19 protein-coding genes, 1 pseudogene and 1 riboswitch are annotated in these 21,992 nt (G+C 70.8%); of the genes and pseudogenes, 11 read left to right on the top strand and 9 right to left on the bottom strand.

What is annotated here, in order from left to right; translation table 11 throughout:
• The first annotated feature begins 2 nt into the window (after nt 1-2).
• The 4 genes from nuoL (at nt 3) to recQ (ending at nt 7,364) form a co-directional block, all read left to right on the top strand.
• Nucleotides 3-1,949, top strand: a complete 1,947-nt coding sequence (gene nuoL / locus ACFVQG_RS36370; RefSeq protein ID WP_383392251.1) for an NADH-quinone oxidoreductase subunit L — start codon at nt 3-5, stop codon at nt 1,947-1,949.
• Between the two features lie 5 nt (nt 1,950-1,954).
• Nucleotides 1,955-3,526 (top strand): NADH-quinone oxidoreductase subunit M, encoded by a 1,572-nt coding sequence (locus ACFVQG_RS36365; protein WP_383392249.1) that lies wholly within the window; start codon nt 1,955-1,957, stop codon nt 3,524-3,526.
• Entirely contained in the window at nt 3,523-5,172 is a 1,650-nt protein-coding gene (gene nuoN, locus ACFVQG_RS36360; protein ID WP_383392245.1) for an NADH-quinone oxidoreductase subunit NuoN, read from the top strand. Before ACFVQG_RS36365 ends, nuoN begins: the two co-directional genes overlap by 4 nt.
• A gap of 191 nt (nt 5,173-5,363) precedes the next feature.
• Nucleotides 5,364-7,364: a DNA helicase RecQ gene (gene recQ, locus ACFVQG_RS36355; RefSeq protein ID WP_383392556.1), complete on the top strand. Its 2,001-nt coding sequence runs from the start codon at nt 5,364-5,366 to the stop codon at nt 7,362-7,364.
• Between the two features lie 74 nt (nt 7,365-7,438).
• On the opposite strand, the gene ACFVQG_RS36350 is transcribed toward recQ, so the two are convergent.
• Together ACFVQG_RS36350 and fahA are read right to left on the bottom strand one after the other, a co-directional pair.
• Entirely contained in the window at nt 7,439-8,377 is a 939-nt protein-coding gene (locus ACFVQG_RS36350) for a M56 family metallopeptidase (protein WP_383392242.1), read from the bottom strand.
• A gap of 181 nt (nt 8,378-8,558) precedes the next feature.
• Nucleotides 8,559-9,770, bottom strand: a complete 1,212-nt coding sequence (gene fahA / locus ACFVQG_RS36345; RefSeq protein WP_383392239.1) for a fumarylacetoacetase — start codon at nt 9,768-9,770, stop codon at nt 8,559-8,561.
• A 251-nt stretch (nt 9,771-10,021) separates the two neighbouring features.
• On the opposite strand from fahA, the gene ACFVQG_RS36340 reads away from it, so the two are divergent.
• Nucleotides 10,022-10,852, top strand: a complete 831-nt coding sequence (locus ACFVQG_RS36340) for an HAD family hydrolase (RefSeq protein WP_383392236.1) — start codon at nt 10,022-10,024, stop codon at nt 10,850-10,852.
• A gap of 36 nt (nt 10,853-10,888) precedes the next feature.
• On the opposite strand, the gene ACFVQG_RS36335 is transcribed toward ACFVQG_RS36340, so the two are convergent.
• Entirely contained in the window at nt 10,889-11,377 is a 489-nt protein-coding gene (locus ACFVQG_RS36335; protein WP_383392235.1) for a transglycosylase SLT domain-containing protein, read from the bottom strand.
• A 5-nt stretch (nt 11,378-11,382) separates the two neighbouring features.
• Nucleotides 11,383-11,573: riboswitch (cyclic di-AMP (ydaO/yuaA leader) on the bottom strand.
• Nucleotides 11,574-12,256: 683 nt separating this feature from the next.
• Here ACFVQG_RS36335 and ACFVQG_RS36330 point away from each other — a divergent pair.
• The 4 genes from ACFVQG_RS36330 to ACFVQG_RS36315 all read left to right on the top strand — a co-directional run bounded on the left by ACFVQG_RS36330 (nt 12,257) and on the right by ACFVQG_RS36315 (nt 16,913).
• Nucleotides 12,257-13,267 carry a polyprenyl synthetase family protein gene (locus ACFVQG_RS36330; RefSeq protein WP_383392232.1) on the top strand — a complete coding sequence of 337 codons (1,011 nt, stop codon included), beginning with the start codon at nt 12,257-12,259 and terminating at the stop codon, nt 13,265-13,267.
• A 362-nt stretch (nt 13,268-13,629) separates the two neighbouring features.
• Nucleotides 13,630-14,877, top strand: a complete 1,248-nt coding sequence (locus tag ACFVQG_RS36325; protein ID WP_383392229.1) for an outer membrane lipoprotein carrier protein LolA — start codon at nt 13,630-13,632, stop codon at nt 14,875-14,877.
• A gap of 103 nt (nt 14,878-14,980) precedes the next feature.
• Nucleotides 14,981-16,009, top strand: a complete 1,029-nt coding sequence (locus ACFVQG_RS36320; RefSeq protein WP_383392226.1) for an ABC transporter ATP-binding protein — start codon at nt 14,981-14,983, stop codon at nt 16,007-16,009.
• A complete protein-coding gene (locus ACFVQG_RS36315; RefSeq protein ID WP_383392224.1) occupies nt 15,996-16,913 on the top strand; it encodes an ABC transporter permease in 918 nt (305 codons plus the stop codon). The genes ACFVQG_RS36320 and ACFVQG_RS36315 overlap by 14 nt, the downstream gene beginning before the upstream one ends.
• Nucleotides 16,914-16,917: 4 nt before the next feature.
• Here the strand turns inward: ACFVQG_RS36315 and ACFVQG_RS36310 are convergent, their stop codons facing one another.
• The 3 genes from ACFVQG_RS36310 to ACFVQG_RS36300 all read right to left on the bottom strand — a co-directional run bounded on the left by ACFVQG_RS36310 (nt 16,918) and on the right by ACFVQG_RS36300 (nt 18,082).
• Nucleotides 16,918-17,496, bottom strand: coding sequence for a flavodoxin family protein (locus tag ACFVQG_RS36310; RefSeq protein WP_383392221.1), 579 nt, complete (start codon nt 17,494-17,496; stop codon nt 16,918-16,920).
• Between the two features lie 197 nt (nt 17,497-17,693).
• A complete protein-coding gene (locus ACFVQG_RS36305; RefSeq protein WP_383392218.1) occupies nt 17,694-17,879 on the bottom strand; it encodes a hypothetical protein in 186 nt (61 codons plus the stop codon).
• Nucleotides 17,880-17,893: 14 nt separating this feature from the next.
• Entirely contained in the window at nt 17,894-18,082 is a 189-nt protein-coding gene (locus ACFVQG_RS36300; protein ID WP_383392215.1) for a hypothetical protein, read from the bottom strand.
• Between the two features lie 247 nt (nt 18,083-18,329).
• Here ACFVQG_RS36300 and ACFVQG_RS36295 point away from each other — a divergent pair, with 247 nt between their 5' ends.
• Complete coding sequence (locus ACFVQG_RS36295; protein ID WP_383392213.1) at nt 18,330-18,881, top strand: hypothetical protein; 552 nt, start codon at nt 18,330-18,332, stop codon at nt 18,879-18,881.
• Nucleotides 18,882-18,891: 10 nt separating this feature from the next.
• Here the strand turns inward: ACFVQG_RS36295 and rarD are convergent, their stop codons facing one another.
• Together rarD and ACFVQG_RS36285 are read right to left on the bottom strand one after the other, a co-directional pair.
• Nucleotides 18,892-19,878 (bottom strand): EamA family transporter RarD, encoded by a 987-nt coding sequence (gene rarD / locus ACFVQG_RS36290; protein ID WP_383392211.1) that lies wholly within the window; start codon nt 19,876-19,878, stop codon nt 18,892-18,894.
• A gap of 122 nt (nt 19,879-20,000) precedes the next feature.
• Nucleotides 20,001-20,855, bottom strand: coding sequence for an NAD(P)H-binding protein (locus tag ACFVQG_RS36285; protein WP_383392208.1), 855 nt, complete (start codon nt 20,853-20,855; stop codon nt 20,001-20,003).
• Between the two features lie 168 nt (nt 20,856-21,023).
• Between ACFVQG_RS36285 and ACFVQG_RS36280 the strand changes: the two genes are divergently transcribed.
• Nucleotides 21,024-21,365 (top strand): winged helix-turn-helix transcriptional regulator, encoded by a 342-nt coding sequence (locus tag ACFVQG_RS36280; RefSeq protein ID WP_383392553.1) that lies wholly within the window; start codon nt 21,024-21,026, stop codon nt 21,363-21,365.
• 30 nt (nt 21,366-21,395) lie between these two features.
• Here the strand turns inward: ACFVQG_RS36280 and ACFVQG_RS36275 are convergent.
• Nucleotides 21,396-21,992, bottom strand: a pseudogene (locus ACFVQG_RS36275) (2-oxoacid:ferredoxin oxidoreductase subunit beta); the annotation flags it as partial.

Below are 21,992 nucleotides of genomic sequence, written 5' to 3'. Positions count from 1 at the left end.
TCGTGGAGAACCTGATTGCGCTGCTGGTGGCGGCGCCCCTGCTCGGAGCGGCCGTCCTGCTGTGCGGCGGCCGTCGGCTCGACGCCGTGGGCCACTGGATCGGCACCGCGCTGGCGGCCGTCTCCTTCGCCATCGGCCTCGTCCTCTTCGGCGACCTGCTCGGCAAGGGCGCCGAGGAACGGACGCTCACACAGCACCTGTTCAGCTGGATCCCCGTCGAGGGCTTCCAGGCCGACGTCGCCTTCCGGCTCGACCAGCTGTCGATGACGTTCGTCCTGCTGATCACCGGCGTCGGCTCGCTGATCCATCTGTACTCGGTCGGGTACATGGAGCACGACGAGCGGCGGCGCCGCTTCTTCGGCTATCTGAACCTGTTCCTCGCGGCGATGCTGCTGCTCGTCCTCGCCGACAACTACCTGCTGCTGTACGTCGGCTGGGAGGGCGTCGGTCTCGCCTCCTACCTGCTGATCGGCTTCTGGCAGCACAAGCCCAGCGCGGCCACCGCCGCGAAGAAGGCCTTCCTGGTCAACCGCGTCGGCGACGTGGGCCTGTCGATCGCGATCATGCTGATGTTCACCACCTTCGGCACCTTCGCCTTCGGGCCGGTGCTGGACAGCGTGGGGGAGACCTCCGAGGGCACCCTCACCGCCATCGGCCTGATGCTGCTGCTCGCCGCCTGCGGCAAGTCCGCCCAGGTGCCGCTGCAGTCGTGGCTCGGGGACGCGATGGAGGGCCCGACGCCGGTCTCCGCGCTGATCCACGCCGCGACCATGGTGACCGCGGGCGTCTACCTGATCGTCCGCTCCGGAGCGATCTTCAACGCCGCGCCGGACGCGCAGCTCGTCGTCACCATCGTCGGCGCGGTCACGCTGCTGTTCGGTGCGATCGTCGGTTGCGCGAAGGACGACATCAAGAAGGCGCTGGCCGGTTCGACGATGTCGCAGATCGGCTACATGATCCTCGCCGCGGGCCTCGGCCCCATCGGCTATGTCTTCGCGATCATGCACCTGGTGACGCACGGCTTCTTCAAGGCCGGGCTGTTCCTCGGCGCCGGTTCGGTCATGCACGGCATGAACGACGAGGTCGACATGCGCCGGTACGGCGGACTGCGCAAGTACATGCCGGTCACCTTCGTCACCTTCGGCCTCGGCTATCTCGCCATCATCGGCTTCCCGGGTCTGTCCGGCTTCTTTTCCAAGGACAAGATCATCGAGGCGGCGTTCGCCAAGGGCGGCACCGAGGGCTGGATCCTCGGCTCGGTCGCCCTGCTGGGCGCGGCGATCACCGCCTACTACATGACGCGCGTGATGCTGATGACGTTCTTCGGCGAGGAGCGCTGGCGCAACGCCCCGACGCCGTCCCCCGCCGAGCCGGGCGTGGAGCCCGCCGCCGAGACCCGCGGCGAGTACACCCCGCCGCACCCGCACGAGTCGCCCAAGACCATGACGATCCCGATGATCCTGCTGGCCGTCGGCTCGGTCGCGGGCGGCGCGTTCTTCAGCATCGGGGACCGTTTCGTGCACTGGCTGGAACCCATCACCGAGCACGACCACGGCCACGCGCCGATCAGCGCGGGCACGGTCACCGGCGCGACGGTGGCGTGCATGGTCATCGGTGTCGCGCTCGCCTGGGCGCAGTACGGCCGCCGCCCGGTCCCGGCCGTCGCCCCGCGCGGGTCGCTGCTCACCCGGGCCGCCCGCCGCGACCTGCTCCAGGACGACTTCAACCACGTCGTCCTGGTCCGTGGCGGCGAGCACCTCACCCGGTCCCTGGTGTACGTCGACCACACCCTGGTCGACGGAGTCGTCAACGGCACGGCGGCCTCGGTCGGCGGCCTCTCGGGACGGCTGCGCAGGCTCCAGAACGGCTTCGCGCGGTCGTACGCGGTCTCGATGTTCGGGGGTGCGGCGGTCCTGGTCGCCGCGACCCTGCTGATGAGGGCGGTCTGATACCGATGTCCTTTCCCCTGCTGACAGCGACGGCGGTGCTCCCCGCACTCGGGGCCATCGCCACGGCCGCCGTACCGGCCGCACGGCGCGATGTCGCCAAGTGGCTGGCTCTGCTCGTCTCGCTGGCCACGCTCGCGCTGGCCATCACGATCGCGGTCCGTTTCGACCCCGGCGGCGAGCGGTACCAGCTCACCGAATCGCACTCCTGGATCGCCGACTTCGGGGTCCGCTACGACCTGGGCGTGGACGGCATCGCGGTCGCGCTGATCGCGCTCACCGCCGTACTGATCCCGTTCATCATCCTCGCGGGCTGGCACGACGCCGACCCGCTGGAGACCGGCAGCAAGCGGTGGCGGCCCACCCAGGGCTTCTTCGCCCTGATCCTGGCCGTCGAGGCGATGGTGATCATCTCCTTCGAGGCCACCGACGTCTTCCTCTTCTACATCTTCTTCGAGGCCATGCTCATCCCGATGTACTTCCTCATCGGAGGCTTCGGGGACCGTGCCCACGAGCACGGCGAGGAAGTGGCGTCCACGCAACGGTCGTACGCGGCCGTGAAGTTCCTGCTCTACAACCTCGCCGGTGGCCTGATCATGCTGGCCGCGGTGATCGGCCTGTACGTGGTCGCCGGGAACTTCTCGCTCCCGGAGATCGCCGCGGCCCGCGCGAGCGGCGAGCTGGACATGGCGACCAACACCGAACGCTGGCTGTTCCTCGGCTTCTTCTTCGCCTTCGCGGTGAAGGCGCCGCTGTGGCCGCTGCACACCTGGCTGCCCAACGCCATGGGCGAGGCCACCGCCCCGGTCGCGGTGCTGATCACCGCGGTGGTCGACAAGGTGGGCACCTTCGCGATGCTCCGCTTCTGCCTCGGGCTGTTCCCGGAGGCGTCGAAGTGGGCGACGCCCGCCATCCTCGTACTGGCGCTGATCAGCATCATCTACGGGGCACTGCTCGCCGTCGGGCAGCGCGACATGAAGCGGCTGGTGGCGTACGCGTCGATCTCGCACTTCGGCTTCATCATCATGGGCATCTTCGCGATGACCAGCCAGGGCCAGTCGGGCGCGACGCTGTACATGGTCAACCACGGCATCTCCACCGCCGCGCTGATGCTGGTCGCCGGGTTCCTGATCTCCCGGCGCGGCTCGCGGCTCATCGCGGACTACGGGGGAGTGCAGAAGGTCGCCCCGGTGCTCGCCGGGACGTTCCTGATCGGTGGTCTCGCGACGCTGTCGCTGCCGGGTCTCGCGCCGTTCGTGAGCGAGTTCCTGGTGCTGGTCGGCACGTTCTCGCGGTATCCGGCGGTCGGGATCATCGCCACCTTCGGCATCGTGCTCGCCGCGCTGTACACCCTCGTCCTCTACCAGCGGACGATGACCGGCCCGGTGAAGGCCGAGGTCGCCAAGATGCCCGACCTCAGGGTGCGGGAACTGGCCGTCGTCGCACCACTGGTGGCCCTGCTGATCGTCCTGGGCGTCTACCCGAAGCCGGTCACGGACATCGTCAACCCGGCGGTCAAACAGACCATGTCGGACGTACAGGAGAAGGATCCCCGGCCTGACGTGGAGGCGGCCAAGTGAGCGCAACAGCTGTCCACAGCCTGTGGACAACGGCGGCCGATCCGATCTCGAAGATCGACTCGCCGAAGATCGAGTATGCGCAGCTCTCGCCCACCCTGATCGTCGTGGGCGCGGCGATCATCGGGGTGCTGATCGAGGCGTTCGTACCGCGCAAGTCCCGCTACTACACCCAGGTGTTCGTCTCCGTCGTCGGGCTGGCCGCCGCGTTCGCCGCGGTCGTCGCCCTCGCGGTCGACGGATACGGCACCACCAAGGCGCGTATCGCGGCGATGGGCGCCATCGCGGTCGACGGACCGGCCCTGTTCCTGCAGGGCACGATCCTGCTGGCGGCGCTGGTCGCCCTGTTCACCTTCGCCGAGCGGCGGCTGGACCCGGAGGCGCACGGCAACCGCGTCGACTCCTTCGCCGCGCAGGCCGCCTCCGTGCCCGGCAGTGAGAGCGAACAGGCCGCGGTGAAGGCCGGGTTCACCACCACCGAGGTATTCCCGCTGCTGCTGTTCGCGGTCGCCGGAATGCTGCTGTTCCCCGCGGCCAACGACCTGCTGACGCTGTTCGTGGCCCTGGAGGTCTTCTCGCTGCCGCTGTACCTGCTGTGCGCGCTGGCCCGCCGCAAGCGGCTGATGTCGCAGGAGGCCGCGGTCAAGTACTTCCTGCTGGGCGCGTTCGCGTCGGCGTTCACCCTGTTCGGCATCGCGCTGCTGTACGGCTACGCGGGCTCGATGTCGTACGGCACGATCGCGCAGGTCGTCGACGGGACCGTCACCGAGGTCACGCCCGCGCTCGCGTCCACCATGGGCAACGACGCGCTGCTGCTCGTCGGCGCCGGGCTGATCGTGATGGGCCTGCTGTTCAAGGTGGGCGCGGTGCCGTTCCACATGTGGACGCCGGATGTGTACCAGGGCGCGCCGACGCCGGTGACCGGGTTCATGGCGGCGGCGACGAAGGTGGCCGCGTTCGGCGCGCTGCTGCGGATCCTGTACGTGGTGCTGCCGGGCCTGCGCTGGGACTGGCGGCCGGTGATGTGGGGCGTGGCGATCATCACCATGCTGGGCGGCGCGATCGTCGCCATCACCCAGACCGACATCAAGCGGCTGCTGGCGTACTCGTCGATCGCCCACGCGGGCTTCATCCTCGCGGGTGTCATCGCGACCAACCCGGAGGGTGTGTCGTCGGTGCTGTTCTACCTGGCGGCGTACTCGTTCGTGACGATCGGCGCCTTCGCGGTGGTCACGCTGGTGCGGGACGCGGGCGGCGAGGCGACGCACCTGTCCAAGTGGGCCGGGTTGGGCCGTAGATCGCCGCTGGTCGCGGCCGTCTTCGCGGTGTTCCTGCTGGCCTTCGCGGGCATCCCGCTGACCAGTGGCTTCACCGGGAAGTTCGCCGTGTTCAAGGCGGCTGCGGAGGGTGGCGCGGCCCCGCTGGTCGTGGTCGGTGTGATCTCGTCGGCGATCGCGGCGTTCTTCTACATCCGGGTGATCGTGCTGATGTTCTTCAGCGAGCCCAGGCCCGAGGGGCCGACCGTCGCCGTCCCGTCGCCGCTGACCATGACAGCGATCGGGGTGGGGGTGGCGGTCACGCTGGTGCTCGGAGTGGCGCCGCAGTACTTCCTGGATCTGGCGGGGCAGGCGGGAGTGTTCGTGCGCTGACCAGCCCTGTTGTCGAGCCGCTGCCCGGCGTCCCTGGAAGGTCAGGGGCGCCGGGCAGCGGCGTGTGCGGTGGTGCGGCGGCGCATCCGGTATTACTGCGGGGGCGAGCCTGTGGATAACTTCGAGGGCTGTCGGTGCGGACCCCTATCGTGGACGCAGTGGTCGAGGGACGACGTACGGGGGACATGACGATGGGTGGGACGGGCGGTATCGCCGAGATGTCAGTGACGCAGAGTGAGACGTTGGCCACGCTGAACCGGGTGTTCGGGTACGACGCCTTCCGCGGCGAGCAGGAAGCGGTGATCGAGCATGTGGTGGCCGGCGGGGACGCCGTCGTCCTCATGCCGACCGGTGGCGGCAAGTCGCTGTGCTATCAGATTCCGTCCCTGGTCAGACCCGGTACGGGCATCGTCGTCTCGCCCCTCATCGCGCTGATGCAGGACCAGGTGGACGCGCTGCGGGCGCTCGGCGTGCGGGCCGGGTTCATGAACTCCACCCAGGACTTCGACGAGCGCCGGGTGGTGGAGGCCGAGTTCCTCGCGGGCGAGCTGGACCTGCTCTATCTGGCGCCGGAGCGGCTGCGGCTGGATGCCACCCTGGACCTGCTCTCGCGCGGGAAGATCGCCCTCTTCGCGATCGACGAGGCGCACTGTGTGTCCCAGTGGGGCCACGACTTCCGCCCCGACTATCTCTCCCTGTCGCTGCTCGGTGAGCGCTGGCCGGACGTCCCCCGGATCGCGCTCACGGCCACCGCGACCGACGCGACGCACCAGGAGATCACCCAGCGGCTGAACATGCCGACGGCCCGGCACTTCGTGGCCAGCTTCGACCGGCCGAACATCCAGTACCGGATCGTGCCGAAGGCCGACCCCAAGAAGCAGCTACTGAGCTTCCTGCGCGAGGAGCACGCCGGGGACGCGGGCATCGTCTACTGCCTCTCGCGCAACTCCGTGGAGAAGACGGCGGAGTTCCTCACCCGCAACGGCATCGAGGCGGTGCCGTACCACGCGGGCCTGGACGCGGGCACGCGCGCCGCGCACCAGTCCCGCTTCCTGCGGGAGGAGGGCCTGGTCGTGGTGGCGACCATCGCCTTCGGCATGGGCATCGACAAGCCCGATGTACGGTTCGTCGCCCACCTCGACCTGCCCAAGTCGGTGGAGGGCTACTACCAGGAGACCGGACGCGCCGGACGCGACGGACTGCCGTCCACGGCCTGGATGGCGTACGGCCTCAACGACGTCATCCAGCAGCGCAAGCTGATCCAGTCCGGCGAGGGCGACGAGTCCTTCCAGCGCCGGGCCGCCGCGCACCTGGACTCGATGCTGGCACTGTGCGAGACCGCCCAGTGCCGCCGGGGCCAACTGCTCGCCTACTTCGGCCAGGACCCCCACACGGCGGGCTGCGGCAACTGCGACACCTGCCTGATGCCGCCCGAGACCTGGGACGGCACGGTCGCGGCGCAGAAGGTGCTGTCGACGGTGGTCCGCCTGCAGCGGGAGCGGGGGCAGAAGTTCGGCGCGGTGCAGATCGTCGACATCCTGCTGGGCAAGCGCACCGGCAAGGTGATCCAGTTCGACCACGACCAGCTGTCCGTGTTCGGCATCGGACAGGAGCTGGCCGAGGGCGAATGGCGCGGTGTCGTACGGCAGTTGCTGGCCCAGGGGCTGCTCGCGGTGGAGGGTGAGTACGGCACGCTGGTGCTCACCGAGGCGAGCGGCGCGGTGCTGCGGCGGGAGCGGGAGGTGCCGCTGCGCAAGGAGCCGAAGAAACCGGCGTCCCGCTCGGCGTCGTCCGGCTCGGGTTCCGGCCGGGGCGAGCGCAAGCCGAAGGCCGCCGCGGTGGAGCTGCCCGAGGAACTGCTGCCCGCGTTCGAGGCGCTGCGCGCGTGGCGTGCTGAGCAGGCCCGTGAGCAGGGCGTCCCGGCGTACGTCATCTTCCACGACGCCACGCTGCGGGAGATCGCCTCGGCCTGGCCCACCTCGGTGGCGCAGCTCGGCGGGATCAGCGGCGTCGGCGAGAAGAAGCTGGCGACGTATGGCGAAGGAGTGCTCGGGGTGCTCGCCGCCCTGGGCGGCCGACCGGGCGCCGCGCCGGACGCGGGCGCGGGCGGCGGCGGCCCGCAGGCGGCGGACGACGACATATGGGCCGATATGGCGGGGGAGCCCGAGCCGGAGCCGGAGGACTGGGCGTAACCACCACCGCGACAGCGGCCCTCACGGCACCCTGACGGCGCCCTCGTGGCCTCGTGGCCTCGCGGCCACCACGATCAGCTCAGCGCCGTCAGCCCCGGTGCGAAGGTGATCAGCAGCGGCAGCAGCGGCACCAGTGCCGCCGCGGTGGTGGTCAGGGCGCGGTCGCGGCGGCCCAAGCGCGGCGGGGGCTCCAGCAGCCGGTCGACGCGCTCGCCGAGCAGCCGGTTGCTGGAGGCGCAGGAGAGGACCCCGCGGTGCTGGTTCAGCTCGATCAGGGCCAGGGCGGTGGTGAGGTGGCCGCAGCGGCGGGACGCCGTGTCGTCGGCGGCGAGTTCGACCAGGCGGCGGGTCTGGTCGCAGAAGTGGGCGAACAACGGGATGTGGGGGAATCCGGTGGCCAGTGCGGTAGAGAGGTGGACCAGCCAGTCGTGGCGGGCGCGGGCGTGGCCGCGTTCATGGGTGAGGACGGCGTCGAGCTGGTGGTCGGTGAGCCGCTGGAGCGCGCCGGTGGTGACGACGAGCTGCGGCGGGTGGCCCGGCATCCACCAGGCGTCGGGGTATTCGTCCTCCAGCACCAGCAGCGGGCCCCGTGCGGCGGGCAGCCCGGCGGGCAGATCGGGGGCGCGTTCGTTGAGGACCGTGCGGGCCCGCAACCTGCGGCGCCTGGCCTCGAACAGCTCCCGGGCGAGCATGGCGCCGGTCCAGGCGGCACCGCAGGCCAGCAGCAGGGTGAGGGCGACGGCCCAGGTCGGCGCGGTGGACAGGTCGTACGCCGCGGTGACGGCCGCCGGGGCCGGGGCGAAGACCTGGGCGCGTACGGTCTGGAAGACGGCCGCGGCGCCGAGGACCAGAGCCGTCAGACAGCTCAGCAGCACCGTCGCGACCAGACACTGCCACACCCACAGACCGACCACCGGTTCCCGCTCGGGCCAGGCGGCCCGGGTCAGCAGACGCGGCACCGGTAGGGCGGCCGTCAGGGCGACGATGCTCAGCAGGAGCAGGCAGACGGTCATGCCACACGGCTCCGGATCCTGATCGGGAGTATCGGAAGGTTGCGCCTGTGGGGGGTGCGGGGTGGTGCGGCTCGGGTCGCGCGCGGCGCAGCGTCTCGTGCCCGCACGCACGCGCCCGCCGCCAGTATGACGGCGGCGGGCGGTCGGAGTCAGCGCCCCGGAAGAGTCCGGTCGCACTGTCTCAGCTTGCGGCGATCCGTCCGGTCACCTCACCCAGGCCGACCCGGACGCCGTCCGGTCCCGGGGCCCACGCCGTCATGGTGACGACGTCGCCGTCCTCGAGGAACGTGCGCTTGCCGTCGGGGAGTTCGAGGGCGTCGCGGCCGTTCCAGGTCAGTTCCAGCAGCGAGCCGCGTTCGTGCTCGGCCGGTCCGCTGACCGTGCCGGAGCCGTACAGGTCGCCGGTGCGCAGGGAGGCGCCGTTGACGGTCATGTGGGCGAGCTGCTGGGCGGCCGTCCAGTACATGGTGGAGAAGGGAGGCTCGGAGATGACGTGGCCGTTGACGGAGACCGAGATACGCAGGTCGTAGCCGCCGGGCTCCTCCTGGGCGTCGTCCAGGTAGGGCAGGAGGGGGTGGGTGCGCTCCGGTGGGGCTACCCGGGCCTCCTCCAGGGCGTCCAGCGGGGTGATCCACGCCGAGACGGAGGTGGCGAAGGACTTGCCGAGGAAGGGGCCGAGGGGCACGTACTCCCAGGCCTGGAGGTCGCGGGCGGACCAGTCGTTGAGGAGGCAGAGCCCGAAGACGTGCTCGCGGAAGTCGCCGAGCGCGACGGCGCCGCCCATCGGTGACGGCGCGCCGACCACGAACCCGACCTCGGCCTCGATGTCGAGGCGGACGGAGGGCCCGAAGACCGGCGCGGGATCGGCGGGGCCCTTGCGCTGGCCGGACGGGCGGACGACCTCGGTGCCGGAGACCACGACCGTGCCGGAGCGGCCGTGGTAGCCGATCGGCAGGTGCTTCCAGTTGGGGGTCAGGGAGTCCGTGGCGTCGGGGCGGAACATCTGGCCGACGTTCCGGGCGTGGTTCTCGGAGGCGTAGAAGTCGACGTAGTCCGCGACCTCGAAGGGGAGGTGCAGGGTCACCGAGGTCAGCGGGTGCAGCAGTGGTTCCAGGGCCTCGCGGTGGGAGGGCACGGTCACCCAGGCGGTGAGCGCGCGCCGCACGTCCGACCAGGTGGTGCGGCCCGCGGCCAGCAGGGGGTTCAGGGTGGATCGGCCGAGCAGGGCGGCGTAAGGGGAGCCGAGGGTCAGGGCCGCGGCCCCGGCGTCGAGGACGTGGTCGCCGAGGCGGACACCGATCCTGCGGTCCGCGCTGCCGGGGAGTGAGAACACGCCGTACGGAAGGTTGTGCGGTCCGAAGGGGTCACCCTCGGGGACATCGAAGGGGGGCATGGGGTGCTGCCTCACTTTCGTACGCGCCGTGGTCCAGGGGTCGCGCCGCGGTGCGAGCGCGCCACACGTTCAGGTGGTCGCGCCACACGTTACGGCTGGGGCGGCCGTCTTGGGCAGTGTCCGCGGTCCGGCCGACCACGTGGCGGCGGACCGCGACCGGGCCCGGGAGACCGAAGGACGGAGCGGGGCAAGGAAGTTGAGAGGAGGCACGGGGGTGAACGAAGGGAGCGCGATGTCCGTATTCTCTGATCATGGCCGCACCCACCGCATATGCCGAGCGCACCGCGTACTCCCTCATCGCCACCGACCTGGACGGAACGCTCCTGCGCGGCGACGACACCTTCTCCGACCGGTCGCTCACCGCGCTCGCGCGGGTGGCCGCGGCCGGTGCCCGGCACCTGGTGGTGACAGGCCGACCGGCACCCAGGGTGCGTCCGCTGCTGGAGTTCCTGGGCGGCACAGGGCTGGCGGTGTGCGGGCAGGGCGCGCAGTTGTACGACGCCGGTACGGACCGCCTGCTGTGGTCCGTGACCCTGGACCGGGAGCTGGCCGAGACCGCGCTCGGCAAGATCGAGGCCGAGGTGGGGCAGGTGTACGCGGCGGTCGACCAGGACGGCGTGGAGGGGCTCACGCTCATCGAGCCGGGCTATCTGATGCCGCATCCCACGCTGCCCGCGGTACGCGTGGAGCGGCGCGACGACCTGTGGTGCGCGCCCATCAGCAAGGTGCTGCTGCGCCATCCCAGCCTGTCCGACGACGAGTTGGCGTCGGTGGCCCGCGCGGTGGTGGGTTCGCTGGCGACGGTCACCATGTCGGGGCCGGGGACCGTGGAACTCCAGCCGTGCGGCATCACCAAGGCGACCGGCCTGGCGCTGGCCGCCCGGCGGCTCGGGCTGCGCCCGCAGGACACCATCGCCTTCGGCGACATGCCCAACGACATCCCGATGTTCGACTGGGCGGGGCACGGCGTGGCCATGGCCAACGCCCACCCGGAACTCAAGGCCGTCGCGGACGAGGTCACCCTCTCGAACGAGGACGACGGCGTCGCCGTCGTCCTCGAACGTCTCTGCTCACGGGGCTGAGGTCAGGTGCTCAGCCCCGAGTCCGCGGGCGGGCGCTCAGTACGCGCCGAAGACGTTGTCGATCGAGCCGTACCGGTCGGCGGCGTAGTTGCAGGCGGCGGTGATGTTGGCGACCGGGTCGTACGGGTCGTAGACGGTGCCGGGCACGTGGTACGCGGCGAAGGTCGGGTCGATGACCTGGAGCAGGCCCTTGGACGGGGTGCCCGCGACGGCGTTGGAGTCCCACAGGTTGATGGCGTTCGGGTTGCCGGACGACTCCCGCATGATGTTGCGGTGGATGGCGTCGTAGGAGCCCGGGATGCCGTGCTGCGCCATCACGGAGAGCGACTGGCGGATCCAGCCGTCGAGGTTGTTCGGGTACGCGACCGCGGTGGCCGCGGCCGGGGCGGCGGTCGTGGTGTGCGCGGAGGCGGTGGTCGCGCCGATCAGCGGGAGCGCGAGCACGGCGGCACCGGTGCCGGCGAGAGCGATCTTGCGGGCGACGCGGGTGGTGCGGGCACGGCGGGGCTGGCCGTTTGCAGGCATGGTGAAGGTCCTCTCCGGCGCCTGCGAGGTGAGCTGTCGGGTTCGGGCGGGAGATGCCCGGCCGTGCCCTGCGCGGGTACGACTTCACCCCAAGCCGTGCCGTGGCGTCGTACGGCGTCGTGTGACGTCGTACGCGTCGCGGCCCGGCGACTTACCTGGGTCCCCCGCTCCTGCCTTGGATGAGTGAGTCCGTCATTGGGTGGCCGGGCGGTGGCAGGATTCGGCGTCCGCCCGACTGGATCGGGAACGTATGCGAGAGCACATGTCGGAAACAAGTACGGGACGCATGCATCACACCGTTCAGTCCTTGATCGACCTTGATCGACCTTGATCGGGCGATTTCGGGGTACTTGATCCTTTGCGAACGCACAGATTCAACTGCCCGCGCGGGAAGGCTGATTCATGGGTGATTCACAAGGGTCCGGCGGTCGCGGGAGGGTGGTGCGGCCCCGTGCGCGGGGTGAGCCAACTCACGGGTGTCCACAAGACCGGCAAAACGGGCATTGCGGCCAACTCGCCCTTGGGGGTCGGATGGTGTCCGGGGCGGATCCGGAACCCCTTCTGGCGGATGCGTCGTTGTCGTAGTGATCGCCTGGGGAGTGGCGCGAACGGAGGGGCGTGCCCATGTCGGCATGGATGATCAGAGGGTGCGACTCAGGGCTTTCTGTGGCATCCCTCCGCAATCACTCACTTAGCTCCCACATCCACGCTTATCTAATGATCGAAAGCATTCCGGCCGTGATCCGATACCGCCCGTGCTGCAACGGTGGGCGCCCTCGGTGATCGAAACGTGACCGGATACGCTGACTTGAGTGAAGGCAGCGACGTATCGACAAACCGCGTAAGCGCCGGTGGACACCAGCAGACAGGAGACCCCTCGTGACCGTCGTCGGGCCATTCGGGCTGAGCGTGCGGGACCAGGCCCTGGAGGCCGATGTCCAGGCTGGGATGGCTGCTGTCGAGGAAGGGTTGCTTGAGGCAACCAAAAGCGAGGTCCCGTTCATCACCGGCGCCGCCCAGCATCTGGTGCGGGCGGGCGGGAAGCGTTTTCGGCCACTGCTCGTGATGCTCGCGGCCCAGTTCGGTGACCCCTACGCGCCCGGAATCGTGCCTTCCGCCGTGGTCGTGGAACTGACCCACCTCGCGACCCTGTACCACGACGACGTGATGGACGAGGCGGCGGTACGGCGCGGGGTGCCCAGCGCGAACACCCGCTGGGGCAACTCCGTCGCCGTCCTCACCGGCGACTTCCTCTTCGCCCGCGCCTCGCACATCCTGGCCGACCTCGGGCCGGAGGCGGTCCGGGTGCAGGCCGAGGCGTTCGAGCGGCTGGTGACCGGGCAGATCCTGGAGACCGCGGGCCCGGCCGACGGGCGCGATCCGGTCGACCACTACCTCGACGTGCTCTCCGGCAAGACCGGTTCGCTGGTCGCGGTCGCCTGCCGGTTCGGCGCGATGATGTCCGGCGCGGACGAGACGGTCGTGGACGTCCTCACCCAGTACGGCGAGCGGCTCGGTGTCGCCTTCCAGCTCGCGGACGACGTCCTGGACATCGCCTCCGACTCCCATGAGTCGGGCAAGACGCCGGGCACCGATCTGCGCGAGGGCATCGCGACGCTGCCCGTGCTGCGGCTGCGGGAGCGGGCCGCCCGGCTGGGGCTGGCCGAGGACATCGCCCTGTGCAAGCTGCTGGACTCCGACCTCACCGACGACGAGCAGCACCGGCGTGCGCTGACGGCGCTGCGCGCCCACCCCGCGCTGGAACAGGCACGGGCGGACACGGTGCGGTACGCGAAGGACGCGCGGTCGGCGCTGGTGCCGCTGCGGGAGTGCGACGCGAAGGCGGCGCTGATGGAGCTGTGCGACGCGGTGGTGCACCGGGCGGGGTAGCCGTCGGTCGCCGTGTCTGTCGGTTGCCCTGTCCGTCGGGAGCTGTGTCCGGCGGCCACCCTGTCCGGCGGCCACCCTGTCCGTCGGGAGCCGTGCCCGTCGGTCGCCGTGTCCGGCGATGACGCGATGCCCGTCCGCTACCCCTACGGGTCGGGTGTACGCGGTGTCGCCTCGTGTCATACCCGAGCAGTACGCGGAGTTGGCTCCGTGGGTTGACGTATCTCGCGGGCCGATTTGGTCAGATGGGAACCACGGAAAACACCACTCCTCACCGATTCGGGTGAGAATGGCGGCTCGGGGTACAGCGCGACGAGGACGTGACGAGACGGACAGCCGCCGCCGACGCGAGAGGTAAGGCACACATGGCACCGTACGCATCCGACGACAACACGACCGCGGCGCGGGACGCGCAGGACGACGAGGCGCGCGGAGTACGGCGCAGGGCCGCGCGGTATGTCGTCCCGGTCGCGGTGACGGGGGTGGCCGCGGCGACCATCGGGCTCGTCCCGGCGATCGCCGACTCCGGCAGCCCGGACCTGCCGAAGATCAGCGCGCAGCAACTCATAGAGAAGATCGCCGAGTCGGACGTACAGCAGCTGTCCGGGACGGTGAAGATCACCTCGGATCTGGGGCTGCCCGACCTCGGCGGCCTGGAGGGCGGTCTGGCGTCCGGCATGGCCGGGCCGAAGGACGGCGAGGGCTCCACCGCGGACCCGTCGGCCAAGCTCACCGAGCTGGTGTCCGGCACGCACACGCTGCGCGTCGCCGCCGACGGCCCGGACCGGCACAAGCTGTCGCTGCTGGAGGACGCCGCCGAGTACAGCCTGATCCACAACGGCAAGGACGTCTGGGGATATGACAGCGCGTCGAACGAGGTGTACCACGGCACCGCGGCCGACAGCCCCGACGCGAGGGAGAAGACCGACGAGGTCCCGGCCACGCCCAAGGACCTCACCGAGGAGGCCCTGAAGTCGGTCGACGACACCACCTCGGTGACCGTCGACGGGACCGCGCAGGTCGCCGGGCGGGACGCCTACAAGCTGCTCATCAAGCCCAGGCAGTCCGGCTCCACGGTCGGCGCCATCAGCGTGGCGGTGGACGCGAAGACCGGCCTGCCGCTGAAGTTCACGCTGACCCCGGCGAGCGGCGGCGCCGCCGTCGTGGACGCGGGCTTCACCCAGATCAGCTTCGCCAAGCCCGCCGCGTCCACCTTCGACTTCACACCGCCCAAGGGCGCGAAGGTCACCGAGGAGGGCGACGCCGCGACGGAGAAGCACGAGCGCGGATTCGGGGAGGACTTCCCCAAGGGCCTCGACAAGGGCTCCGAGGGCCTCGACAAGGAGTCCGAGGGCCCGGAGGTCATCGGTGAGGGCTGGAACTCCATCGCCGTCCTCGACACCGGCGGCGAGGGCATGCCCTCCGGCGCCGAGGTCGGGGGAGACGTCGGTGGTTTCCTCGACTCCCTCGGTGACCAGGTGAAGGGCGACTTCGGTTCGGGCACGGTCTTCAAGACCCGCCTGATCAACGCCCTCATCACGGACGACGGCAAGGTCTATGTCGGTGCCGTGACCAAGGACGCGCTGGTGAAGGCGGCCGAGTCCGGGAAGTAGCGCGAAGCAACCGCCGTACGCGCGGGGCGACTCGGGCCCCGCGCGTACGACGAGACTGCGTACGACGAGACTGCGTACGACGAGACAGGGAGCCGAGGAGCCGATGGGCGAACCGTCCACCACGGAGCCGGACGAGACACGGCCGGACACGGGGGACGCCGGAAGCACGGGGGACACCGAGAACGAGGTGGTCGTGGCGGACGGCGTCATCCACACCCGTGCGCTCACCAAGCGCTACCGCGGCGGCCAGCTCGCCGTAGACGGCCTCGACCTGACCGTTCCGGCGGGCAGCGTCTTCGGCTTCCTCGGCCCCAACGGCTCCGGCAAGACCACCACCATCCGCATGCTGATGGGCCTGATCGCCCCGACCTCGGGCACGGCCCGGGTGCTGGGCCACCCGATGCCGCGCGCCACGCGCACCGTGCTGCCCCACGTCGGCGCCCTCATCGAAGGACCCGCGCTGTACGGCTTCCTGTCCGGCCGGGAGAACCTCACCAGGTACGACGCCGCCGACCCGACCGCCGACCCGCGCACCCGGCGCGTCCGCGTCGAGACGGCGCTGGAGCGGGTGGGGCTGGCGGCGGCGGCCGGGAAGAAGGCGAAGGCGTACTCGCTGGGCATGAAGCAGCGGCTCGGCCTGGCCGCGGCGCTGCTCCAGCCCCGCAGGCTGCTCGTCCTGGACGAGCCGACCAACGGCCTCGACCCGCAGGGCATGCGGGAGATCCGCGCACTGATCAGGGAGCTGGCGTCCGAGGGCACGACCGTGTTCCTGTCCTCGCACCTGCTGGACGAGATCGAGCAGGTGTGCACCCACGCCGCGGTGATGGCGCAGGGGCGGCTGATCACCCAGGGCGCCGTGTCCGACCTGGCGGCCGGGATGCGCGGGCGGCTGGTGGTGGCGACGCCCGACCCGGCGGAGGCGGCACGGGTGCTGAAGGAACAGGGCGTCGGTGACGTCGTGGTCGCCGACGACGACCGGGTGACGGGGGACGCGCCGGACGGCGAACTCGCCGACCTCAACGCCGCGTTGGTGGCGGCGGGGGTCCGGGTCCGGGGCTTCGGGGTGGAACGGGCCTCGCTGGAGGACGCGTTCGTGGCGCTGACGGGGGAGGGGTTCGATGTCGCGGGTTGAGGCGGGGGCGAGCACCGGGACCTCCGGTGGTGCCACGGGAACCCGCGGGCGGGGACCGCTGTGGACCTTCGGTCTCCTCCGTAGCGAGCTGATCACGACCTTCCGGCGCTGGCGCACCCTGGCGCTGCTCGGGGTGCTGGCCGCCGTGCCGGTCCTGGTCGGGATCGCCGTGAAGATAGAGACGAGTGACGGTTCCTCCGTCGGAGGCGGGGGCGGCGGTGGCGGCGGTGAAGGCCCCGCGTTCATCGCGCAGGTCACCAACAACGGACTGTTCCTGGTGTTCACCGCGCTGGCCGCGACCCTGCCGTTCTTCCTGCCGATGGCCATCGGCGTCGTCGCGGGCGACGCCATCGCCGGTGAGGCGAACGCCGGGACCCTGCGCTATCTCCTGGTCGCCCCCGCGGGCCGCACCCGGCTGCTGCTCACCAAGTACGCCACCGTGATCGCCTTCTGTCTGGCCGCCACGCTCGTGGTCGCGCTGTCGGCGCTCACGGTCGGCGCCCTGCTCTTCCCACTGGGCGAGTTGACCACCATCTCCGGCACCCGGATCAGTTTCGCCGAGGGTCTGCTGCGGGCGCTGCTGATCGCCCTGGTCGTCGCCGCGTCACTGATAGGCATCGCGGCGCTCGGGCTGTTCGTCTCCACGCTGACCAACAGCGGCGTCGCGGCGATGGCGACGACCGTCGGGCTGCTGATCACCATCCAGATCCTGGACCAGATACCGCAGCTCGACGCGCTCCACCCGTACTTCTTCTCCCACTACTGGCTGTCCTTCGCCGACCTCATGCGCGAACCGGTCTACTGGGACGACCTGGTGAAGAACCTCGGCCTGCAGGGCCTGTACGCGGCGGTGTTCGGCTCGGCGGCGTGGGCGCGGTTCACGGCGAAGGACATCACGGCGTAGGGCGTTACGGCGTGGGGAAGCGGGCGAGAGGCGCCTCGGTCGCGAAGAAGCTTTTCGCGCGGGTCAGCGCCTCGGTGTCGTCGAGCACGTCACCCGGCTTGCTGCCGTTGCCGAGGAGGACTCCGCCGAAGCGCATCCTCAGATAGGCGGCCGAGTTGTTGAGGGTGCCGACCAGCGGATCGGCGACGACGGGCTCGGCGTCCGAGAGGGCCGTGACGCCCCAGAGGGTGCGCCCGGCCATGGTGGCCCTGAAGTCGATGCCGGGGGTGCGCAGCCAGCCGGACCAGTAGTCGAGGTAGCGCTTGGTGTGGCCGGACACCGAGTACCAGTAGAGCGGCGAGGCGATCACGATGTCCGTCGCCGCGAGGGTGGCGTCGAGCAGCAGCGCGGCCTCGCCCTCCGTGGGGCGGAGGTGGTCGTCGTCGTGGCGCAGGTCCACGAAGTCGGGCAGCGGGTGCTCGGCCAGGCTGATCCACTGTTGCTCGACGTCCGCGGGGAGTTGTTCGGCTGCCCGGCGGGCCAGCAGTTCGGTGTTGCCCTCGCTGCGGCTGCTGCCCAGGACGAACAGGAAACGGCGGGTCATTGGATCTCCCAGAATGTCTGGCGCGCGATCATTAAAGGCGCATGCATTATATGCACGCGCAATCGGATCGGGGCAAGCGAGTGGGGGTGCGGGCAGTTGGGACGAGCCTGTGACGGCGTGGTGACGTGTGCACCGGGGCGGGGCGGACAGACTCGTCAGTACGACCATGGGCGTAACCAAGTGAGGAACCGATGTCCCTACCCAGCCGCGATCAGAATCGGGAACCGGTCGAGGTCCGGGTCTCCGGCGTCGACGGGGGCGGAGCGTCGGTCGGGGGCGTGCCCGTCGTCCCCGCGGCGGGCGAGGAACTCCAGCACGCGGTACTGGGCCAGCTGCGCCGCATGGCCCGCGCCGCCGGGAAGCCCGTCCTGGCCACGGTCCACGACGAGCGCATCGGCTACGTCGTCCCGCTCCAGGTCGACCCGGACGGGTCCAGCCGCTTCACCGTGGACCCGGTCCCGACGGAGCAACCGGCACCGGCGCCCGCCCCGCTGGGCGTGTTCGGCCCACCGCCGGTGATGGCGGCGAGGCCGCGTCCGGCCGAGGGGAGCATGCCGGAGGCGGGCCCGTACGCGGGTCCGTACACGCCTGGCGGTCACCGGGCCCCGGCCCTTCAGCAGCCATCCCCGGCCCCACCACAGTCACCCCCGTCCCCACGACAGTCACCCCCGGCCCCGCCACAGCCATCCCCAGCCTCACGACAGTCACCCCCAGCCCCTCAAACGCCATCCCCAGCCCCTCAAACGCCATCCCCGTCCCCTCAAAGGCCATCCCCGCCCCCCACCACCGGCAACTCCGACCTCAAGCCGACCCCACCCCGAGGCTTCGACGCCGTGGCCGAAGCCATCCTCGGCGACGGCGACGCCGTCCAGGCGACGCCCCCGCCCCCCGCGTCCATGACGCAGATCGGCGACGCGGTGAAGTCGGGCCGTATAGACGCGGCGGCGGCGCTGGCGGAGCGGGCGCTGGCGGAGGCGTCGCGCACGCTGGGCCCCGAGCACCCCGAGGTGCTCCGCCTCTCCGAACTGGCCGCCTACGTCGCCTACCTGGCGGGCGACCCGGTCCGCGCCTTCCGTCTCTCCCTAGCCGTGGCAGGCATCCAGCACCGCCGCACGCGCGACGCGGAGGCCGCCTACGGCAATGTCCAGAGCGCGGCCACCGCCTGGCGCGCGGTGCGGGACCCGGAGCTGGGCCTGTCCCTGGGGCGGGATCTGATCGCCCTGTGGACCGAGGTCGCCGCCGCGGGAGGGGTGGCCGCCGAGGACGTGGAGCAACTGGACAAGGCGCACGCCCGCATGACCCGCCTCACCGAACGCGCCCGTCAGCCGGAAGGTGTCCGTCAGCCGGAAGGTGTCCGTCAGCCGGAAGGCACCCGTCAGACCTGACCCGGCGGGGTCACACGTCCGCCGTGGCAGACGCCGACCGCTCCCTGTCCGTCCCCGTCCCCCGGGCCCCGCCCGCCAGCCCCAGCTCCTCCAGCGACCGCGGCCTGGACCGCCGTACCGAACGCCACGCGTCCCACGTCAGCAGCGTCAGCGCCAGCCAGACCAGGGCGAACCCGGCCCAGCGCTCGGGCGGCATGGCCTCGTGGAAGTAGAGGATGCCGAGCAGGAACTGGAAGACCGGCGCCAGGTACTGGAGCAGCCCCAGGGTCGACAGCGGCACGCGGATCGCCGCCGCGCCGAAGCAGACCAGCGGTGCCGCGGTGACCAGGCCGGTCGCGGCGAGCAGGGCCGCGTGCCCCGGGCCCTCGGTGCTGAAGGTGGAGTCGCCGCGCGAGGTCAGCCACAGCAGGAAGGCCAGCGCGGGCAGGAACTGGATCGCGGTCTCGGCGGCCAGCGACTCCACGCCGCCGAGGTTCACCTTCTTCTTGATCAGGCCGTAGAGGGCGAAGGAGAAGGCGAGGGCGAGGGAGATCCACGGCGGACGGCCGTAGCCGACGGACAGGACGAGCACGGCGGCGAAGCCGATCCCGACCGCCGCCCACTGCACGCGCCGCAGCCGTTCCTTCAGCAGCAGCACGCCTATCGCGATGGTGACCAGGGGGTTGATGAAGTACCCGAGCGACGCCTCGACGACATGGCCGGTGTTCACGGCCCAGATGTACAGGCCCCAGTTGACGGTGATGACGGCCGCGGCGAGCGCGACGAGCCCGAGTCGGCGCGGCTGCCGGAGCAGTGCACGGGCCCAGTCCCAGCGTCGTATGACCAGGAGCGCGACGGCGACGACGGCGAGGGACCACACCATGCGGTGGGCGAGGATCTCGATCGCCCCGGCGGGCTTCAGCAGCGGCCAGAAGAGGGGGACGAGACCCCACATCCCATAGGCCGCGAAGCCGTTCAGCAGGCCTATGCGCTGCTCACCCCTTGGCTTCCCGGCCACGGCGCCTCCTTCGTACGTCACCCACTCGGATGAACCCGTCTGGAGGAAGGTAGCGCCGATCGCCCTCGCATGTCATGCCCGTATCGGCATACGGTCATGACATGCGAGGGTGGGCCCATGGATCAGCTCTTGAGCGCGTCCGCGACGGCCTCGGCGAGCGGGGTCGTCGGGCGCCCCGCCAGCCGGGACAGGTCCCCGCTGGTGACCGCCAGCTCGCCCTTCTCGATGGACGCGTCCACGCCGACCAGGACCGAGGCGAAGGCCTCCGGCACTCCGGCGCCGGTCAGGATGCCGGTGAGCACCTCGCCGGAGACGGCGTTGTAGGCGATCTCACGGCCGGTCTGCCGGGTCAGCTCGGCGGCGTACTCGGCGAAGCTCCACGCCTCGTCACCGCTCAGCTCGTACGTCCGGTTCTCGTGGCCCTCGCCGGTCAGTACGGCGACGGCGGCGGCCGCGTAGTCGGCGCGGGCGGCGGAGGCGACCCGCCCCGCACCGGCCGCGGCGACGACGGCGTCGTGCGCCAGCACCGGGGCGAGGTTCTCGGTGTAGTTCTCGTGGTACCAGCCGTTGCGCAGCAGCACATACGGCGCTCCGGACGAGGTGAGGATCTCCTCGGTGGCGCGGTGGTCGTCGGCGAGCGCGGCGGTGAGGGTGCCGGGGGCGCTGGTGTAGGCGAGGAGCGCGACACCGGCCGCCGCGGCGGCGTCGATCACGGCCTTGTGCTGGCCGACGCGGTCCTTGCCGACCTCGCTGCCGGAGATGAGCAGCACCTTGTCGCCGGTGGTGAACAGACCGTCGAAGGTCTCGGGGGCGTCGTAGTCCGCGACGGCGATCCGGACGCCCCGGGCCGCGAGGTCGGCCGCCTTCTCCGGATTGCGGACGACGGCGGTGACCTGGTCGGCCGGGACCTTCTCCAGGAGCTGCCCGATGACGTGGCGGCCGAGGTGGCCGGTGGCTCCGGTGACGACGATGCTCATGATGCCTGCGCTCTCCTTGTGGGGGACTGTGCCAGTAACTCTAAGGGGGGCGCTAACTCAGGGAAAGTACCCACTTTGAGGTAAGGTACGGGCATGGAAGTAAGCACAGCAGGGCCATCGGTCGCCGCCCGTAGCGCCCCGAGCACCTGGAGCGTCGACGGCGACGCCATGTGCCCGTCCCGCCTCGTACTGGAGCACGTCACCAGCCGCTGGGGCGTCCTCGTGCTGATCCGCCTGCTGGAGCGCCCGTACCGGTTCAGCGAGCTGCGCCGGGCGATCGGCAGGGTCAGCGAGAAGATGCTCTCCCAGACGCTCCAGACCCTGGAGCGCGACGGCTTCGTCCACCGCGACGCCAAGCCCGTCATCCCGCCCCGCGTCGACTACTCCCTCACCGACCTGGGCTACGAGGCCGCCGAACAGGTGCAGGCGTTGGCCGTGTGGACGGAGGAGCGGATGCGCGAGGTGGCGGAGGCGCGCCGCACATACGACGAGGCCCGGTCGGTGCGGTAACCGACCGGGCCCCTCAGCATTCCCTGGACGTCAGCCCACGACGGTCCAGGTGTCCCCACCGGCCAGCAGCGCGGCGAGGTCGCCCTTGCCGTTCTGCTCGATCGCGGCGTCCAGTTGGTTGGCCATCTGCTGCTCGTAGACCGGCCGCTCCACGGAGCGCAGGACGCCGATGGGTGTGTGGTGCAGGGTGTCGGGGTCGGCGAGGCGGGAGAGGGCGAACGCGGTGGCCGCGGAGGCGGCGTGTGCGTCGTGGACGAGGACCTGGTCCTCGTTGTCCGCGGTGACGGTGACGACGGTGAGTTCGCCGGTGGCCGGGTTGCGTACGACGCCCTTGGTGTTGTCGGTGCCGAAGCGGACGGGCTGGCCGTGTTCGAGGCGGATGACCGCTTCCTGGGCCTGTTGTCTGTCCTTGAGGGCGTCGAAGGCGCCGTCGTTGAAGATGTTGCAGTTCTGGTAGATCTCGATCAGCGCGGTGCCCGGGTGCGCGGCGGCCTGGCGCAGTACCTCGGTCAGGTGTGCGCGGTCGGAGTCCAGGGTGCGGGCGACGAAGGAGGCTTCCGCGCCGAGTGCCAGGGAGACGGGGTTGAAGGGGGCGTCCAGGGAGCCCATCGGCGTCGATTTGGTGAT

It is taken from the genome of Streptomyces sp. NPDC057877, assembly GCF_042796855.1.
In the GTDB taxonomy this organism is placed as follows: Bacteria; Actinomycetota; Actinomycetes; order Streptomycetales; family Streptomycetaceae; genus Streptomyces.
Note: the sequence above shows the minus strand (reverse complement) of the source record. Positions and strands in the feature narration are given on the sequence as shown.

Bases quoted from the DNA above. Each gene is read 5' to 3' on its own strand.
- ACFVQG_RS36315 (WP_383392224.1), top strand. From the start codon at position 15,996: ATGTCGCGGGTTGAGGCGGGGGCGAGCACCGGGACCTCCGGTGGTGCC.
- ACFVQG_RS36325 (WP_383392229.1), top strand. From the start codon at position 13,630: ATGGCACCGTACGCATCCGACGACAACACGACCGCGGCGCGGGACGCG.
- ACFVQG_RS36320 (WP_383392226.1), top strand. From the start codon at position 14,981: ATGGGCGAACCGTCCACCACGGAGCCGGACGAGACACGGCCGGACACG.
- ACFVQG_RS36335 (WP_383392235.1), bottom strand. From the start codon at position 11,377: ATGCCTGCAAACGGCCAGCCCCGCCGTGCCCGCACCACCCGCGTCGCC.
- ACFVQG_RS36340 (WP_383392236.1), top strand. From the start codon at position 10,022: ATGGCCGCACCCACCGCATATGCCGAGCGCACCGCGTACTCCCTCATC.
- recQ (WP_383392556.1), top strand. From the start codon at position 5,364: ATGGGTGGGACGGGCGGTATCGCCGAGATGTCAGTGACGCAGAGTGAG.
- fahA (WP_383392239.1), bottom strand. From the start codon at position 9,770: ATGCCCCCCTTCGATGTCCCCGAGGGTGACCCCTTCGGACCGCACAAC.
- ACFVQG_RS36365 (WP_383392249.1), top strand. From the start codon at position 1,955: ATGTCCTTTCCCCTGCTGACAGCGACGGCGGTGCTCCCCGCACTCGGG.
- ACFVQG_RS36310 (WP_383392221.1), bottom strand. From the start codon at position 17,496: ATGACCCGCCGTTTCCTGTTCGTCCTGGGCAGCAGCCGCAGCGAGGGC.
- ACFVQG_RS36280 (WP_383392553.1), top strand. From the start codon at position 21,024: ATGTGCCCGTCCCGCCTCGTACTGGAGCACGTCACCAGCCGCTGGGGC.
- ACFVQG_RS36285 (WP_383392208.1), bottom strand. From the start codon at position 20,855: ATGAGCATCGTCGTCACCGGAGCCACCGGCCACCTCGGCCGCCACGTC.
- ACFVQG_RS36350 (WP_383392242.1), bottom strand. From the start codon at position 8,377: ATGACCGTCTGCCTGCTCCTGCTGAGCATCGTCGCCCTGACGGCCGCC.